The following is a 15482-nucleotide window of genomic DNA, read 5'->3' on the forward strand; positions in this document are numbered from 1 at the left end:
CATAACCTCCTGTAACTGAGCTTGAAGAGCACGTCAGCTAGGGTAGTGCTAACGTGCGAGTGTCTGACCAAACACAGCAGGCTAGGTGGTGCCTGTCTGTGTTGTTAAAGGGTGTGCCGATAACAGGGCAGATCAATACAGTATGGCTAAAAGCCCTCTGAACTGTCTATTTTAGAGGACTTTTATTGCTTACTTACAGGTTTTTATGGGTGACACGGCCATTTAATAGGGTGTAACGAACTGCACCAGGTAAAACGTGCCCCATAAATGGGCAGTTACGGCCTTTTGATTGCCAGTTTTCACCCACGATAGTTTGCGCTTTAGGATCAAATAATACGATATCTGCAGCAGCACCGACGCTGAGGCGTCCGGCTTTTAAGCGTAGCGCTGCAGCCGGGCCTGTGGTTAAGCGTTGCAGTGCCGTAGGCAGATCAAAGACCCCTTCTTCAACTAAACTGAGGGCTAGCGGTAACAGTAATTCAATACTGCTGATGCCCGGCTCAGTCGCGGCAAACGGATCGAGCTTAGCATCGGCTTCGTGTGGCTGATGGTGGCTGGCAATGGCGCTGATCACACCACTTTTAACTGCTTCACGTAAGCCTTCACGGTCAGCTAAAGATCGCAGCGGTGGTAGCACATGATAAAAGCTGGAGAAGTCCATTAGGGCTTCTTCAGTCAGTATCAGTTGGTACATTGCTACATCAGCAGTGACTGGTAAGCCGCGCGCTTGTGCTTTAGCAATCAAGCGAGCGCCGCGAGCGGTGGTGATTTGGCTAAAGTGCGCACGTACGCCACTTTGTTCAACCAGTAGTAAGTCACGGGCTAACGCTACAGTTTCTGCGGTTTCTGGAATACCCGCTAAACCACGGAAGGTGGCAACAGGGCCTTCATGAGCAATTCCGCCTTCAGCAAGCGAGGGATCTTGCGGGTGGAATATTATTGTTAAATCGAAAGTGGCTGCATATTCTAAAGCGCGACGTAGTACGCGGTTGCTAGCGAAGGGTACTAAGCCATTGCTGAAAGCAACACAGCCAGCATTACGCAAAGTGACCAATTCAGCCAGTTGCTCACCTGCTAAACCTTGGCTAAATGCTCCTAACGGAAATACTTTGCAGAAGCCTTCATCACGGGCTTTATCCAAAATGAGATCGACTACCGCAGGTGTATCTAAAATAGGTTTGGTGTGCGGTGTACAGCATAAGCTGGTGATACCACCGGCTGCAGCCGCACGAGTTTCAGAGGCGATTGAGCCTTTACGGCCATAACCTGGCTCACGTAAGGATGCAGAAATATCGACTAATCCAGGTGCGGCAATTAAGCCATTACCATCAATCAACTGGTCAGCAACAAAGTCGCGAGGGGTATCGCCAATGGCAATAATTTTACCGTCATCAATAAAAATATCGGCCTGTTGATCCATCTGACTGGCCGGATCAATTAAGCGAGCACCGTTAATCTGTATACGCATTAGAGTGACTCCTGCTTTTCTGCATCCAATTGGCGTTGTTCATTCTGGCCACTCATGGTCATTGATAACACCGCCATGCGAATGGCAATGCCGTAGGTCACTTGGTTGAGGATCATCGAGCGAGGGCAATCAGCCACGGCCGAGTCAATTTCAACGCCGCGATTGATCGGGCCTGGATGCAAAATAATAGCGTCAGGGTGAGCCAAGGCTAAGCGTTGCTCGCTTAAGCCGTAGAGGCGGTAAAACTCACCTTCACTGGGCAGTAAACCACCCTGCATACGCTCGCGTTGTAGGCGCAGCATGATAATCACATCAACATCTTTTAGGCCTTCATTGACGTCGGTGTAAACATTGACGCCATATTGCTCAAGACCAACCGGCAGTAAGGTTTTTGGTGCAATCACACGGATGTCAGGACAGCCGAGAGTTTTCAGGGCAATCATGTTTGAGCGCGCGACCCGTGAGTGCAGAATATCGCCGACAATCGCTACTTTTAACTGTTCAAAATCGCCCTTATGCCGACGAATGGTGAGCATGTCGAGCATGCCTTGCGTGGGGTGAGCATGGCGACCATCACCACCATTGATAATGGCGACATGGGGGCTGACGTGTTCGGCAATAAAGTGTGCGGCGCCTGAGTCGGCATGGCGCACGACAAACATATCAGCAGCCATCGCCTCAAGGGTGCGCAGGGTATCGGTGAGGGTTTCACCTTTACTGGTCGACGAAGTGGATACGTTAAGGGTAATCACGTCGGCGGATAAACGCTTAGCAGCCAATTCAAAGGTGGTACGAGTGCGCGTTGAGTTTTCAAAGAACACGTTGCAGACAGTCATACCGCGCATTAACGGTACTTTTTTAACCGCACGAGCACCCACTTCTAGAAAGGAATCAGCGGTGTCTAATATTTCGGTGAGCATGCTGCGCGGCAGGCCATCGAGTGATAAAAAATGGCGCAGACGACCTTGGTCGTTTAGCTGCAACGGGCACTTAGGGGCAGGAGGCGTCATTGCGAAAGTCTCATAGATTGTCGAGGGTTTGCAGTTGGATAGCCAACGGTTCGGGGCCGGTTAATTTTACCCGCTGATTTTGCTCAAGGGAAAGTGTTGCACCAACAATATCTGGACGAATCGGTAATTCTCGAGCATTGAGATCCAATAAGCACAGCAAGGTGACGCTGGCGGGACGGCCATAATCGAAAAGCTCATTGAGTGCAGCGCGAATCGTACGACCGCTCATCAACACGTCATCAATTAACACCAAATGCTGATCTTCAATTTCAAAAGGCAGTTCAGAAGGGCGCACTTGTGGGTGCAGGCCACTGCGACTGAAGTCATCGCGATAAAATGAGACATTTAAAATGCCTAACGGTTCTTGGCTATCTAATTCTTTTAACAGCGCATTAGCGACCCAGACACCACCGGTATGAATACCTACAAAGCGCGGATTATCGATATTTTGTGCTTGCAGATGGGCTTGCAGTTGGCGAGCCATTGCAGGAATTAATACAGCAGGATCAGGTAAGCTCATTTAGATAAACTCCAAGCATCAATTGCGGTCAGCTGTCGCTATATTGCTCCAGCCAGCCTTGCAGTAATAAAGCGGCTGCCAATGCGTCAACAGGTTGCTCTCGATAGCTGCCACGTTGCTGTCCTTGCGATAAGCGCTGGCCCTTGGCTTCAAAGGTAGTCAGACGCTCATCATGGGTATGGACAGGTAAGTTAAAACGGCCATTTAAACGCCGTGCAAATTTCTCGGCACGCACGCACATATCACTGGGTGTGCCGTCCATGTTTAAAGGCAATCCTACAACAAGTGCATCGGGCTGCCACTCTTTTATCAGCGCTTCGATTTGTTCCCAGCGCGGAATACCATCTTGGGCTTTTAAATTGCACAGTTCACGCGCTTGTCGGGTGATCATTTGCCCTACGGCAACACCAATTTGTTTAGTGCCAAAATCAAAACCTAACAGTAATTTTGGCGCCGCTAGGGTATCGCTCATGCGTGGCCTACTTGATGGCTGAGACGTTCAAGATCAACACCTAACAAAGCGGCGGCGGCACTGCGTCGCTCCTCAATGGGTGTTTCGAAAATAATTCTATGCTCGGCAGGACACGACAGCCAAGCATTATCGCGTAACTCATCTTCTATTTGCCCCGCACCCCAGCCAGCATGGCCAAGAGCAATAAGGCTTTGCTGCGGACCTGTACCTTGCGCAATAGCCAGCAAGGCATCTTGTGACGCGGTTAGCGACAGCTCTGCAAAGGTGGTTGTGCCTTTAAACTGCGGGCCGTGGTTATGCAAGACAAAACCCAACTCGGTTTGCACGGGACCACCACTGAAAATCTCTTGATTATGTTCTTTGCTGAGCGGTGTGTGCTCAGGCTGCAGTTGTTCTAAAACGTCAGTGAGGGTTAAACCACTGTGCCGATTAATAATTAAACCCAATGCCCCGTCTTTGTCATGGGCCAGTAAATACACCACTGATTGTGCAAAAGACGGGTCGGTCATAGTGGGCATAGCAATTAAAAAATGCCCTGCCAAGGAAGGAAATACAGAAGTCATAGGCTTAATTCGTCCTCATCAATAAGCGAAAAAAGAGGCTGCTCAAGAGGAGCAGGATGATTATCGCAGATTATTGGCTGGAAAGACGATCGCCACGCTCAAAGCGCCAAGTGCGAATGATTTCAACTTGATCAAATTCAGCTGCCAATTCGCCTGTGAAAGGTGCAAAAGGCATGGAGGTGCGAACAATGTTTAACGCTGCTTGATCAAGGACTGGATGTCCGGATGATTCTAATACGCGCATCTGTTCCACTGAGCCGTCACGCTTAATCAATACTAAAACGCGCAAGCTGCCATAAATACCTTGGCGTCGTGCCTCTTCAGGGTAGTTCAGGTTGCCAATGCGTTCAACTTTCTTGCGCCAGTCGTCTCGGTACCACGCGCTGATATCACGTTTGGTGGCGGCAGCGTTTTGGCGGCTAACACGCGGTCGCTTAGCGTACTGTTGTCGTTCAAATGACAATTCTGCTTCAAGGCTGGCAATGTCGGCAGACAGTTGGTCGCGGTCAAATACGGGTGTTTTTCGGGTGGGCTGTGGCTTAGGTTGCTCTTTAGGCGTACTCACAACTTTTTGCTTTTGGGGTTGCGGCGTGCTGATCACCTGTTTTATTTCTGGGATCACAGGCCTGGTATCTACTGTGGTTTCAACTTGAACTTTATTAACTTTAGTATCTTGGTAGGGTGCTTTTTCTGTGGTTTTGGGTATGGCTGCTTTATCTAACGTACCGCTTCCTTGTTGGTTATCTTGAGCAATAAAGTCGGCTTTTTCCGGTTTTTTTTCGCTTTTGAAGGTCGCTAAGGTGACATCTAGACTTTTGCTTAAAGGAGGACGATCACTGACGGTAAAGCCCACTCCTAGGATAATAGCGAGATGCAATAGTGCCGCAATAAGTAGCGTAAAGCCTAAGCGGTTAGCAGAGTTCAGCGCGGACTTAGATTCAGCAAAAGGGTTGGCAGCAGAGTTGTTCATAAGCGTATGAGTTACTCGACAGAGGCGGCAGTCTGCCGAGAAACAGTAGAAATTCCATAAAAGGGTTTGCACATTCTGCCATAGACAGTTGTGCAAACCGATTTATTTAACTGCGTTGAGCGAGCTTTTTCGCAATCGCATCCATCAATTGATCACCGATTTTAGTATCGTAAGCGGCATCAATTTCACGGATACAGGTGGGACTGGTGACGTTGATTTCTGTTAAATGTTCGCCGATGACATCCAAACCTACAAAGAGCAAGCCACGTTTACGCAACTCAGGGCCAATTTGTTCAGCAATCCAGCGATCTTTTTCAGTTAGCGGTTGCGCCACACCACGACCACCTGCGGCTAAGTTACCACGCGTTTCTCCCGCAGCAGGAATCCGCGCTAAGCAGTAAGGTACTGGCTCGCCATCAATCATTAGAATGCGTTTATCGCCGTCTTTAATGGCCGGTAAGTACTTCTGCGCCATAATTTGCTGGGTGCCATGTGCAGTCAGCGTTTCTAAAATCACTGATAAATTAGGATCGCCTTTGAGATGGCGGAAAATCGATGAGCCACCCATGCCGTCTAATGGTTTGAGAATCACATCACCATGTTCTGCGGCAAACTCACGCAGAATATCTGGGCGGCGGCTGACTAGGGTTGCTGGTGTGCACTGTGGAAAGAGGGTGGCAAACAGCTTTTCATTGCAGTCGCGCAGACTTTGCGCGCGATTAACCACCAAGCTACCTGCGGCTTCTGCTTGTTCGAGAAGGTAGGTGCTATATAAAAATTCATTATCAAACGGCGGGTCTTTACGCATCAGAATGACGTTTAGGTGTGCCAATGGTTCATCGATTTCATCACCCAGTTCAAACCAATGCTCAGCGTTGTCAAACACCTGCAGAGGGCGCATGCGTGCTCGTGCTTCACCGGCGCGTTGGTATAAATCGTGCTGTTCCATATAAAATAAAGACCAGCCGCGTGCTTGCGCAGACAATAACATGGCCAAGGAGCTGTCTTTTTTGAATGAAATACGATCGATAGGATCCATTACAATCCCAAGGCGAACCTGCATGATAAAGTCTCCAATAAAATTAAGTAGCCAATAATGCACTCTAGTTTAGCCGAATAACAGTGTTAGATTGGCTGGGTGCTACAATCTAGTGTTTTGGGTTTCGCGTACTGGCAAAATCGTCGACACGCATCCTATCATTATTTTTTATCGAGGAAGTTATGGCTCGTATTTTGATTGTGGATGATTCGCCCACTGAGATGTGTAAATTGGCCGCACTGTTAGAGAAACATGGACATCAAGTCTATAAAGCTGAAAATGGTGCCGATGGTGTGGCTTTAGCTAAGCAAGAGCAGCCCGATGCCGTGCTAATGGATATTGTTATGCCTGGTCTTAATGGTTTTCAAGCGACGCGGCAGCTGACAAAAATACCCGGTACACAGCATATTCCAGTGATTATTATCACCAGTAAAGATCAGGAGACTGATCGGGTTTGGGGTAAGCGTCAAGGCGCGAAAGACTATTTAATTAAACCGGTCGATGAAGCGACACTGATCAACGCTCTGGATGCGGTGTTGCAGGGTTAACTAATGGTGGTTTGGCTATTTGCACATTATTACGCCCTGCCTTTTTGGCTGCGTAGAGTGCTTGGTCAATACGTTCGAAGGCTTGCTCAAGCGGTTCATTAGCCGCTATTTGGCCAATGCCTGCTGATAAGGTAATGGTAATAGGTTCGCCGCGAAAGTTGAACGGGCAGGCTTCGATCGCTAAACGTAGTTTATCGAGCAGCTTATAGCCGTCTTCGAGTGGCGTGTCGGGTAGTAAGAGGGCGTACTCTTCGCCGCCAAATCGGGCAATGAAATCGGTTTTTCTTATGCGTTTATTCAGCTCATAAGCAATCACTTTAAGCACTTTATCACCGGCTAAGTGACCGTAGCTATCATTGATACGCTTGAAATGGTCAATATCAATAATGCTGAGTATCAGTGAACTGTTATTGCGCTGGATGCGTGCATGTTCGAGCGCTGAACGTTCATTCCAGGCCGCACGGTTAGCCAGTTCAGTCAGTGGGTCGAGCAACGCCTTTTTGTGTTGATCTTCAAGCTTCACTGACAGTAACTGCGCTTCTTTTTCCATTTGCTTAGAGTAGTCTGACAACGCTTGAAAACGTTCGAAAATAGCTGACTCGTTCTGTTCGCGTTTTTCTTGGTACACCTGCAGCGTATTAATAAAATTATCTAAGCGGGTATCGACGCGTTTTTTTAACTCATTAAGGTCAGTTGAAGTATGCACATCATCTTGAAAGCTGCTGACATGCTGACGTAAGTCACTATCTAGCGCTTTTGCATCCTTAACTGAAGTGGTGTAGTCCGTTGACGTGATTTGTAAATTGTCATGAAATGAGACTAAGCGTTGGTTTAATTGCAGCAGGTAGGATTCGAGTTCATTTTCACTGCCATGAGCAATTTCAAGGATAACGGTAGATAGATCACCTAATAAAGGTGCCAGCTCGTACCAATTAAGCCCTTGGTTAAGTCGTGAGCGTAAGAGCTTAATTTGCTGCTCATGATTTTTGGTAATAGGTAAACCATTTAACAGAGTATTGAGCGTTTTGTGAATGTCTTGCGCCACTGAGCTATAGCTGGCGTCGAGTAACGGCAGCGAATAGCTGTCATGGCTATCCTCAGTGTATCTTTGTGTGTCGCTCTGTTCGCTGTCTTGGCGGGTTGCGTTATGTTCTAAGGCCTCATGGGGCTCTACTGCAGCGGGTGACGGTAAGTTCTGAGGCGTTGCTTTGAATAAGCGAGCCAGTAAGCCGGGTGCTGCTTGTGGTTGGCTTTGTTGCAGTTGCAAGATGCTGTCGACTACGCGGGCCTGCAGCTCTTTTAATTCGCTTAATACGCTATATAAACTGTGCGGTTGCGAGAGCTGTTTCTCTAGGCTTTTTTCAAATAAACGCAGAGCTTTTTGAATGTCTTTGGGTGGTTGTAACTGCAGAAGTTGTTGCACGAAAGACTGCACATTATTGCTGAGTGTCTCTTTACGCTGTAGAAGCGTTTTTTCCGAGGCAAGAAGAGCTTTTTCAAGATGCTCAATATGGTCTTCTAATTCACTGTTGTTGATATCTTTACGCAGTAATCGGCGCAGCAGTTGTAACTGTTGATCGAGTCGATCATCGTTACCCTCTGCCGCCAAACTACTACGAATTAAAGCACGTTTAAGTAGTTCTGCTTGTGCAGTAAACCTGACTTCTATTTGTTCTTGTTGATCCAACAACTGCAAATATTTATTTTTCCAAGCCAAAGCATCGTTTTGCATAGCCAATTCATTTTACTCTACTGCTGTGGAAATTGATAAATAGGAGCAGGTGTTAGGCTCGGCAGTACGATATCCATCGACACCGGTAAATGGTCGGAAATAGGTATCGGTAAAACTGACATATTAGCAACCTCTAACTCTGAACTGATCAGAATATGATCGAGGCAGCGTTGTGGCTTCCAACTCGGAAAGGTTGCGTCCGTTTGCGCAGCGCGCAAGTTAAGACTGCTTAAGGGCGAGTTGATCAAGAGGTTATCAGCTTGCGTGTTCATGTCGCCCATTAGCACAACATGCTGATAATCACTGACAATTTCATGGATGTAGCCCAGTTGGCGATTACGTGCGCGCGCGCCTAATGCTAAGTGCATGGAAACCACGGCAATCGCATCAGGCCCTTGACCAATTTGCGCTAAAATAGCACCACGTCCAGCAGGGCCAGGCAAGGGATGGTCTTCAAGTTTCTGTGGTTCTAAGCGCGACAGTAAGCCGTTGCTGTGTTGCGCAAAAGGCCCAAGGTTACGGTTACGTTGTTGGTACCAATAAGGAAAATTACCCAGTTTTGCCAACTGTTGAACTTGGTTGATATTGCCCGAACGTAAACTGCCACCGTCGGCCTCTTGCAATGCAACGATATCGTAGTCGCTGAGCAAAAAACCGATTTTCTCTAGATTTCTGTAACGTTCTTGATGCGGTAAAATATGCTTCCAGCTACGTGTCACATAGTGACGGTAGGCGCTGGTGCTGATGCCAACTTGTATATTGAAGCTCAACAAGCGAATGTGCCGTTCATTACGTGACAGTACATCCGGGATGCACTGTAGATTATGATTGGCATCACAGCTGATAATTGAGCGTTCTTGGCTAAAGCGACGAGGCATCAGCACGGCAATATCCTATTTTGATTGACGTTCTTTTTGAATCAGTGCGTCAGCAACCTCTACCGTCTCTTGTAGACCGCCAGCCATACCAATATCAAAACGGTATTTACCGTTAATCACGATGGCAGGGACACCACTGATTTGATAAGCCAAGGCTAGTTTTTTGGCTTTTTCCATTTTGCTTTTAACGCTAAAAGAATTCCAAGTTTTTAAGAACAATTCTTTGTCGACGCCTTGCTCTGTCACAAAGCTGGTAATTTCATCCAGTGTTGACAGCTTACGACCGGTATTATGCATGGCATTAAAAATACTGCTATGGACTTTATCTTCGACTTGCATGGTTTCTAAGGTGTAAAACAGCTGGCCGTGCAGGTTCCAAATACCACCGAACATTGCTGGTACGCGAACAAAGTTGACATCCTCAGGTAGTGTTGGCTTCCATGCTGCTAGGGTCGGCTCCAATTGGTAACAATGCGGGCAGCCGTACCAAAATAAGGCGGTGGCTTCGATTTTTTCCGGCTGTGCTGTTGGTACTGGGCTACTTAAGGTCACATAGTTAGTGCCTTCAACCAGTTCTTGCGCAAACACAGTGGATCCCAGCAGGCTGGCACCCACCAATACAGCGGACATAAACAAATTGCGCATTCTAAAACTCCGATAAAATATTAATGTGTCAGTGAACCTGAACGCATACTAATAGACCCTTGGACAGAGCGCCAGTTCCCAGCACAAACTTAGTCTGTGCCGATCTATTGGGCACAGAGTGACTGAGTAAATCGACACCTGACATAAATATTACAACCCGCCTGAACGGCAAATATACTGAGCAATTGTACCAAGGTGTCGCGCGAGGGGTGTACTCGCTATAGAGCTGCTTTATTCAGCAATAATTATACGGTTACGTCCTTGTCCTTTAGCTTGATACAGTGCTGCGTCAGCTCTGTTTAAAAGCTTTTGTGGATCGGGATGACCAATATATTGTGCTAAGCCAATACTAATAGTGATCTTTAAGGTCATACCACGTGGTAAACGGAACTTTTCTGTTTCGACCATGACACGTAGCTTTTCAGCCACTTTAGCTGCTTTGCTTGCGGTGACATCGACTAACAGCATTAAAAATTCTTCGCCGCCCAGTCTGAAGACATAATCGCCACTGCGACAACCGTTACTCAGCAGACTGGCGAGTTGCTGTAAAACCGTATCGCCGGCTTCATGACCGTGGCTGTCGTTAATAATTTTGAAGTGGTCAACATCAATCGCTAACACACAGAAATTACGCTCATGTTGGCGGGCATAGTTAATTTCTTTACTCATCACCACGGGTAAAAATTTTCGGTTGAGTAAGTGAGTGAGTACGTCACGGCCACTTTCCAACTCACTTATTTGAGCAAATAAGGTTTCTAGATGATAAGCGATGCTGCGTGTTTGCTCGTGTAATTGACGCAAGAGCTGTTGGTGACGCTCGGGCTCTGTTTGCACCAGTTTAAACATCGGTAAAGTGACGTTATCGATTGTTTCAATAGCGGCAGTGATCAGTGGCGTCTCATTGCTACCTTCAAAGGCATGCGCGCCTTTATGGCGGAACCATAGACCAAATTCGGAGGCTGATAGAGTGTTTAACTGAGAAAATTGCAGCCCCATGGCAATATCGAACATGACTTGGTTTTCCCAGTCCAGTAACGCTGCACGCTGGCGCTCTTTTTCGTGGGCTGAGTTTTGTGCGATAGAAAATAAGCGATACGACTCTTCGGCACGTGAGTTTTTATCGTGCGAAGCAGAGTAGGCTTGGCTCATGACCTCCATAGCCATATCGATTAACGCAGAAATGAAGCTTAAACAGTCTTGCTGTTGAGCATGGCCGCTGAGTAAGGACGCGACAGTCTCTTTAAGTACACGCGCACCACGTAGCACCAAATGCACTGGAATATTAATTCGCGCATGAACATCACCGACATGCTTTTGCTGCGCGATGATCGGACGTAAATCATCTGCACGAGTTAAGCTCAATAACGCGATAATCCAGCGTTGCATTGAGTTGCTGAGGCGTTCCTGAACTTGCTCATGGGACAAAAATTGCGCGGCGGTGGTGTCTTCAAGCATATGCTTATAAAAGCTTTGTGCTAACTCAGGCGCGTACTGTTGAGCCAATTGTTGGGCGCAGCAGTAAATGCTGTCTGCTGTGTTATCGAGCAGTGTTTGCCACTCTTTAAGAAGTTGTTCAGTTGATATCTGCGTCATGGTCAAGAGTCGAGTATGATTTTAGTTGTGATCTAAAGAGTATAGTAATTTGTGCAGATGTCTGCGTAATTTAAATTTAATCAATAAAAAACGCGTATTGCATCAGGGTGGTTAAAGTCGGTTATGGATATAGAACTCGCACGTACATTTTTAGTTATTGTTCGTTGTGGCAGTTTTATTGCTGCGGCAGAGCAGTTATGCGTGACTCAGACCACGGTGACCGCCCGGGTTAAAAACCTTGAAGCCCAACTCAATTGCTCTTTATTTGTGCGTAACCGGGCCGGTGCAAGTCTGACCGTCCATGGTGAGCACTTTGTTCCTTATGCCCATCAGCTGGTGCAAACGTGGGAAGCCGCGCGCAGGGCGTTACCTTTTCCAGAGAAGCTGCAGGTGCAAGTGCGTTTGGCTGCGGAAAATAGCCTATGGAACCCTTTGCTGAAAGATTGGTTTATGCAGCTTTCTCAGCAACACAGTAGTTATGCAGTGGATGCCAGTGTGCATGACGCGACCACTCTGCGAGCAAAACTAGAAAGCGGCGAGCTCGATGCAGTATTGATGCATGAGCCGCATTATTGGCCAGGTTTGCAAGTGGAACAACTGCTGGAAGAGAAACTGGTACAGGTACAGTCGGTTGTCCAGCCTGATCCTTATATTTACGTCGATTGGGGAACGTTATTTCGCCAACAGCATGATGCGATATTACCTGAACATGCGCACAGCGCCTTGCGTTGTAATTTAGCACCGCTGGCTTTGTATACCATTTTGCAAAAAGGTGGCCGTGGCTATTTCAGAACACGCGTGGCTGAGCCATATATTGAGCAAGGCATACTCGAACGTGTCGCACAGGGGCCTGAGTTTTCTTGGCCGGTCTATATTGTGTATGCGAACTCGCAGCCCAATCCGGCATTGCAGCATGCCTTAACCGTATTGAAAGCACTGATGGAAAAAGAAGCTGATTGGCTGCAAATACAAGATCGCTTGGTCTATTAACCGCGAGCGAGCCAGCCACGATAAAGTGCTGCAATCAGATCAGTCTGAGTAATGATACCCGCCAGCTGCCGATGCTCATCGATTACCGGCATATAGTGTAAGCCGCGGTCGGTGAGTAAGGTGACCAGATCAATCAGGGGTGTATCAAAATTTACGCTAATGACTGGAGTGGTCATAATGTGTTTTAGACGTTTGTTACGTAAGTACCGTAGACGATGAAAGCGGCTGATCGGCGCATCCAGCTCAAAATATTTTAATAAGTCGATCAAGGTGATAATACCGACTAAGCGGCGGTGTTGATCCACTATAGGTAAGGCCTTTAAACGGTGTTCTTTTAAGCGAATCCAAGCCTCTTCAATGGGCATTTCTGGATGACCTGTACGTAAGTCGCGCGACATAATCGATACGGCCGTTAGATGATCGGTACGGCGCTTAAAGGTGTGCTCTTCGGTCAGGCGTAATAGATCTTCCAGGTCTTCGCGACGAATATCCACATAGGCGCCGAATTCATTCAGTGCTTGATCTAAGTCGTCCTCATTAAAACCAGTGCGTGCAATCGGCAGCGGGTCAGCGGTGTTGTGGATGTTTTGTTGAGGCGCGGCAGCTACGCGAGGGTAGGCGGTGCCGGTTAAATTATTAAATATTAACGCGATACCTAGCAATAATAATGATTGGCTCGCGATCGGTATCAATACATCAAAACCGAGTGCAGTTAAGGTTGGGCTCAGTGCGACTGCTAAGGCCAATGCGCAGCTGGGAGGATGTAAACAACGTAACGCCAGCATGCTCACAATCGCCAAGCAAACGGCTGCGGCAGCGCGTAATGCGGGCTCGTCAATATACAAGACGCACAACACGCCAACGCAGGCTGCCAGTATATTACCGGCCAAAATTGACCATGGATGCGCTAAGGGCGTGGCCGAGGTGACGAATAACAGAACAGCTGATGCGCCAATAGGTGCAACTAGACTTAAAGTAATCTCACTGCCAAACAGCCAAAGATTGCAGATAACGCATGCCAGAACGCCAAGAAACGCACCACTTGCAGCACGCAGCCACTGCTTTGTTGGAATATTTAAAGACAGCGGGGTAAAAGCTTTAATCCATTGAGCGCGCACGGGCGAGTATCCAAACAGTAGGCTTATATACAAAGACAACGGCACGCAAGGTGCCGTTGTTGGGTGTTAATAATTGCGTTGCTGATTTGTCAGGCTTAGGCTTGCAAAGCAATTTTTTGAGCTAAATGCTCAGGTAAACAAGCGCGCCCAGTTTCTTGTTCAACGCGTTTCGCAGCCTCAGGATCATCGGCAAAAGGCAACATGGCAGCCTCTTCCATTTGCAAGAGACTCATATGCCGTAGGCTCCAGTAGCCCGCTGCGATCAGGATAATGCTTAAGATAATAGGCATCAGTTAAACCTCCACAGGTTGTAGGGCAGGGACATGTTGCTCAGCGGGTCGACGTAAGGTTAACCAGGTATTGAGCAGCATAACTAGCATGCCGAGCACAAACAGTGAGCCGCCAATTAAGCGAGCGATATAGCCTGCATGCGAGGACTGTAAAGCCTCAACAAATGAGTAGGACAAGGTGCCGTCATCATTGATTGCGCGCCACATTAAGCCTTGGGTTAGACCGTTAACCCACATCGCTGCGATATAAATCACCGTACCGGCCGTGGCCAGCCAGAAGTGCATGTTAATTAAGCGTGAGCTGTACATTCCGGCATGGTTCCACAGTTTAGGAATCATATGGTAAAGACTACCCACACTGATCATTGCCACCCAGCCCAATGCACCAGCATGTACATGGCCAATGGTCCAGTCGGTGTAATGCGACAGTGAGTTGACGGTTTTGATTGCCATCATCGGACCTTCAAAGGTCGACATACCGTAAAAAGCTAAGGCGACGACAAGAAAGCGCAGAATCGGATCGCTGCGTAACTTATGCCACGCACCAGACAGCGTCATCATGCCGTTAATCATCCCGCCCCAACTCGGTGCCAGTAGAATGATCGACATCGCCACACCTAAACTTTGTACCCAGTCAGGTAGCGCTGTGTAATGTAAGTGGTGCGGACCGGCCCAGATGTAAATTGAGATAATCGCCCAGAAGTGCACAATCGATAAACGGTAAGAGTAGATCGGACGACCGACTTGCTTGGGCACAAAGTAATACATCATGCCTAAGAAACCGACGGATAAAATAAAGCCCACTACGCTATGGCCAAACCACCATTGCACCATGGCATCGGTGGCGCCGGCATACAGCGGATAGGACTTCATCAAAGTAACGGGAATAGCGGCGTGGTTAACAACATGCACCATCGCTGTAACCACCATAAACGCACCATAAAACCAGTTGGCCACGTAAATATGTGACGTTTTACGACGCATTATGGTGCCAAAAAACAACCATATATACGTGGCCCAAAGTACGGTTAAGGCGATAGCGATGGGCCATTCCATTTCCGCGTATTCTTTAGTGGTGGTGTAACCGAGTGCATAGCTGATCACTGCGGCAATAAGCATCACTTGCCAGCCCCAAAAGAAAAAACTCGCGGCAATATCTGAAGGCAGACGCGCATAACAGGTACGCTGCACAATATAGAAGGATGTAGAGATCAGCGCACAGCCACCAAAAGCAAAAATTACCAAGTTGGTATGGATTGGGCGGATGCGACCAAAGCTGGTCCAAGGTAGATCAAAGTTGAGTTGCGGCCAGACCAGCTGAGCGGCAATAAATGCGCCCATACTCATCCCTATAACGCCCCAGATTAAAGTCGCAATGGTAAATTGCCGGACTACTTTGTAGTTGTAGGCGGTTGCCTGCTCAATTGTCGTATTCATAATATTTCTAGCGCAGGTGCTCGCACACTGAGCAATGAGCTTGAGCAGTAACGAGCAACGCCATCCTCCTTCAGTGTTGAAGATGTCTGCTGTGATAAGGCTGAGGTTTTAACGCTTATCAGACGGCAGTTGACTTAAGTCAATACAGCTATGCTAGAACGCAGCTTGATGATAAACAAATGAATATTATGAAGTTTTGATATCAATAT

16 protein-coding genes are annotated in these 15482 nt (G+C 47.7%); 2 read left to right on the plus strand and 14 right to left on the minus strand.

Annotated elements, in window-relative coordinates; translation table 11 throughout:
• Nucleotides 1–193: 193 nt before the first annotated feature.
• From JYJ62_RS13915 to gshB, 7 genes are all read right to left on the minus strand, one after another.
• Nucleotides 194–1468: a dihydroorotase gene (locus JYJ62_RS13915; RefSeq protein WP_205342832.1), complete on the minus strand. Its 1275-nt coding sequence runs from the start codon at nt 1466–1468 to the stop codon at nt 194–196.
• Entirely contained in the window at nt 1468–2478 is a 1011-nt protein-coding gene (locus tag JYJ62_RS13920) for an aspartate carbamoyltransferase catalytic subunit (protein ID WP_205342833.1), read from the minus strand. The genes JYJ62_RS13915 and JYJ62_RS13920 overlap by 1 nt, the downstream gene beginning before the upstream one ends.
• 10 nt (nt 2479–2488) lie before the next feature.
• Entirely contained in the window at nt 2489–2998 is a 510-nt protein-coding gene (gene pyrR, locus JYJ62_RS13925; protein WP_205342834.1) for a bifunctional pyr operon transcriptional regulator/uracil phosphoribosyltransferase PyrR, read from the minus strand.
• A gap of 28 nt (nt 2999–3026) precedes the next feature.
• Entirely contained in the window at nt 3027–3470 is a 444-nt protein-coding gene (ruvX, locus tag JYJ62_RS13930) for a Holliday junction resolvase RuvX (RefSeq protein ID WP_205342835.1), read from the minus strand.
• Nucleotides 3467–4033, minus strand: a complete 567-nt coding sequence (locus JYJ62_RS13935; RefSeq protein ID WP_205342836.1) for a YqgE/AlgH family protein — start codon at nt 4031–4033, stop codon at nt 3467–3469. The genes ruvX and JYJ62_RS13935 overlap by 4 nt, the downstream gene beginning before the upstream one ends.
• Nucleotides 4034–4103: 70 nt before the next feature.
• Nucleotides 4104–5003 carry an energy transducer TonB gene (locus JYJ62_RS13940; protein WP_205342837.1) on the minus strand — a complete coding sequence of 300 codons (900 nt, stop codon included), beginning with the start codon at nt 5001–5003 and terminating at the stop codon, nt 4104–4106.
• 106 nt (nt 5004–5109) lie between these two features.
• Complete coding sequence (gene gshB, locus JYJ62_RS13945; RefSeq protein WP_205342838.1) at nt 5110–6066, minus strand: glutathione synthase; 957 nt, start codon at nt 6064–6066, stop codon at nt 5110–5112.
• 158 nt (nt 6067–6224) lie between these two features.
• Between gshB and pilH the strand changes: the two genes are divergently transcribed.
• Nucleotides 6225–6590: a twitching motility response regulator PilH gene (gene pilH / locus JYJ62_RS13950; RefSeq protein WP_205342839.1), complete on the plus strand. Its 366-nt coding sequence runs from the start codon at nt 6225–6227 to the stop codon at nt 6588–6590.
• Here the strand turns inward: pilH and JYJ62_RS13955 are convergent.
• The 4 genes from JYJ62_RS13955 to JYJ62_RS13970 form a co-directional block, all read right to left on the minus strand.
• The gene (locus JYJ62_RS13955) at nt 6559–8322 is read right to left on the minus strand and encodes a GGDEF domain-containing protein (RefSeq protein WP_205342840.1); all 1764 of its coding nucleotides are present in this window, start codon (nt 8320–8322) and stop codon (nt 6559–6561) included. The two genes, pilH and JYJ62_RS13955, sit on opposite strands and share 32 nt — an antisense overlap.
• A 17-nt stretch (nt 8323–8339) precedes the next feature.
• Nucleotides 8340–9200 carry an endonuclease/exonuclease/phosphatase family protein gene (locus JYJ62_RS13960; protein WP_205342926.1) on the minus strand — a complete coding sequence of 287 codons (861 nt, stop codon included), beginning with the start codon at nt 9198–9200 and terminating at the stop codon, nt 8340–8342.
• Nucleotides 9201–9215: 15 nt separating this feature from the next.
• Nucleotides 9216–9845 (minus strand): thiol:disulfide interchange protein DsbA/DsbL, encoded by a 630-nt coding sequence (locus JYJ62_RS13965; protein WP_205342841.1) that lies wholly within the window; start codon nt 9843–9845, stop codon nt 9216–9218.
• Nucleotides 9846–10076: 231 nt separating this feature from the next.
• Complete coding sequence (locus tag JYJ62_RS13970; RefSeq protein WP_205342842.1) at nt 10077–11438, minus strand: diguanylate cyclase; 1362 nt, start codon at nt 11436–11438, stop codon at nt 10077–10079.
• Between the two features lie 123 nt (nt 11439–11561).
• Between JYJ62_RS13970 and JYJ62_RS13975 the strand changes: the two genes are divergently transcribed.
• Nucleotides 11562–12428, plus strand: coding sequence for a LysR family transcriptional regulator (locus JYJ62_RS13975; protein WP_205342843.1), 867 nt, complete (start codon nt 11562–11564; stop codon nt 12426–12428).
• Here the strand turns inward: JYJ62_RS13975 and JYJ62_RS13980 are convergent.
• From JYJ62_RS13980 to ccoN, 3 genes are all read right to left on the minus strand, one after another.
• Entirely contained in the window at nt 12425–13546 is a 1122-nt protein-coding gene (locus tag JYJ62_RS13980; protein ID WP_232365809.1) for an HPP family protein, read from the minus strand. The genes JYJ62_RS13975 and JYJ62_RS13980 overlap by 4 nt on opposite strands.
• 95 nt (nt 13547–13641) lie before the next feature.
• The gene (locus JYJ62_RS13985; RefSeq protein ID WP_205342844.1) at nt 13642–13836 is read right to left on the minus strand and encodes a hypothetical protein; all 195 of its coding nucleotides are present in this window, start codon (nt 13834–13836) and stop codon (nt 13642–13644) included.
• A 3-nt stretch (nt 13837–13839) separates the two neighbouring features.
• Nucleotides 13840–15273, minus strand: coding sequence for a cytochrome-c oxidase, cbb3-type subunit I (gene ccoN / locus JYJ62_RS13990; RefSeq protein ID WP_205342845.1), 1434 nt, complete (start codon nt 15271–15273; stop codon nt 13840–13842).
• Between the last annotated feature and the right edge of the window lie 209 nt (nt 15274–15482).

Source organism: Denitrificimonas caeni (genome assembly GCF_905120345.1).
GTDB lineage: Bacteria > Pseudomonadota > Gammaproteobacteria > Pseudomonadales > Pseudomonadaceae > Denitrificimonas > Denitrificimonas caeni_A.

What these genes read in the sequence shown, in the direction of transcription:
- JYJ62_RS13915 (WP_205342832.1), bottom strand. Translation starts at nt 1,468, where the DNA reads ATGCGTATACAGATTAACGGTGCTCGCTTAATTGATCCGGCCAGTCAG.
- JYJ62_RS13920 (WP_205342833.1), bottom strand. Translation starts at nt 2,478, where the DNA reads ATGACGCCTCCTGCCCCTAAGTGCCCGTTGCAGCTAAACGACCAAGGT.
- pyrR (WP_205342834.1), bottom strand. Translation starts at nt 2,998, where the DNA reads ATGAGCTTACCTGATCCTGCTGTATTAATTCCTGCAATGGCTCGCCAA.
- ruvX (WP_205342835.1), bottom strand. Translation starts at nt 3,470, where the DNA reads ATGAGCGATACCCTAGCGGCGCCAAAATTACTGTTAGGTTTTGATTTT.
- JYJ62_RS13935 (WP_205342836.1), bottom strand. Translation starts at nt 4,033, where the DNA reads ATGACTTCTGTATTTCCTTCCTTGGCAGGGCATTTTTTAATTGCTATG.
- JYJ62_RS13940 (WP_205342837.1), bottom strand. Translation starts at nt 5,003, where the DNA reads ATGAACAACTCTGCTGCCAACCCTTTTGCTGAATCTAAGTCCGCGCTG.
- gshB (WP_205342838.1), bottom strand. Translation starts at nt 6,066, where the DNA reads ATGCAGGTTCGCCTTGGGATTGTAATGGATCCTATCGATCGTATTTCA.
- pilH (WP_205342839.1), top strand. Translation starts at nt 6,225, where the DNA reads ATGGCTCGTATTTTGATTGTGGATGATTCGCCCACTGAGATGTGTAAA.
- JYJ62_RS13955 (WP_205342840.1), bottom strand. Translation starts at nt 8,322, where the DNA reads ATGCAAAACGATGCTTTGGCTTGGAAAAATAAATATTTGCAGTTGTTG.
- JYJ62_RS13960 (WP_205342926.1), bottom strand. Translation starts at nt 9,200, where the DNA reads ATGCCTCGTCGCTTTAGCCAAGAACGCTCAATTATCAGCTGTGATGCC.
- JYJ62_RS13965 (WP_205342841.1), bottom strand. Translation starts at nt 9,845, where the DNA reads ATGCGCAATTTGTTTATGTCCGCTGTATTGGTGGGTGCCAGCCTGCTG.
- JYJ62_RS13970 (WP_205342842.1), bottom strand. Translation starts at nt 11,438, where the DNA reads ATGACGCAGATATCAACTGAACAACTTCTTAAAGAGTGGCAAACACTG.
- JYJ62_RS13975 (WP_205342843.1), top strand. Translation starts at nt 11,562, where the DNA reads ATGGATATAGAACTCGCACGTACATTTTTAGTTATTGTTCGTTGTGGC.
- JYJ62_RS13985 (WP_205342844.1), bottom strand. Translation starts at nt 13,836, where the DNA reads ATGCCTATTATCTTAAGCATTATCCTGATCGCAGCGGGCTACTGGAGC.
- ccoN (WP_205342845.1), bottom strand. Translation starts at nt 15,273, where the DNA reads ATGAATACGACAATTGAGCAGGCAACCGCCTACAACTACAAAGTAGTC.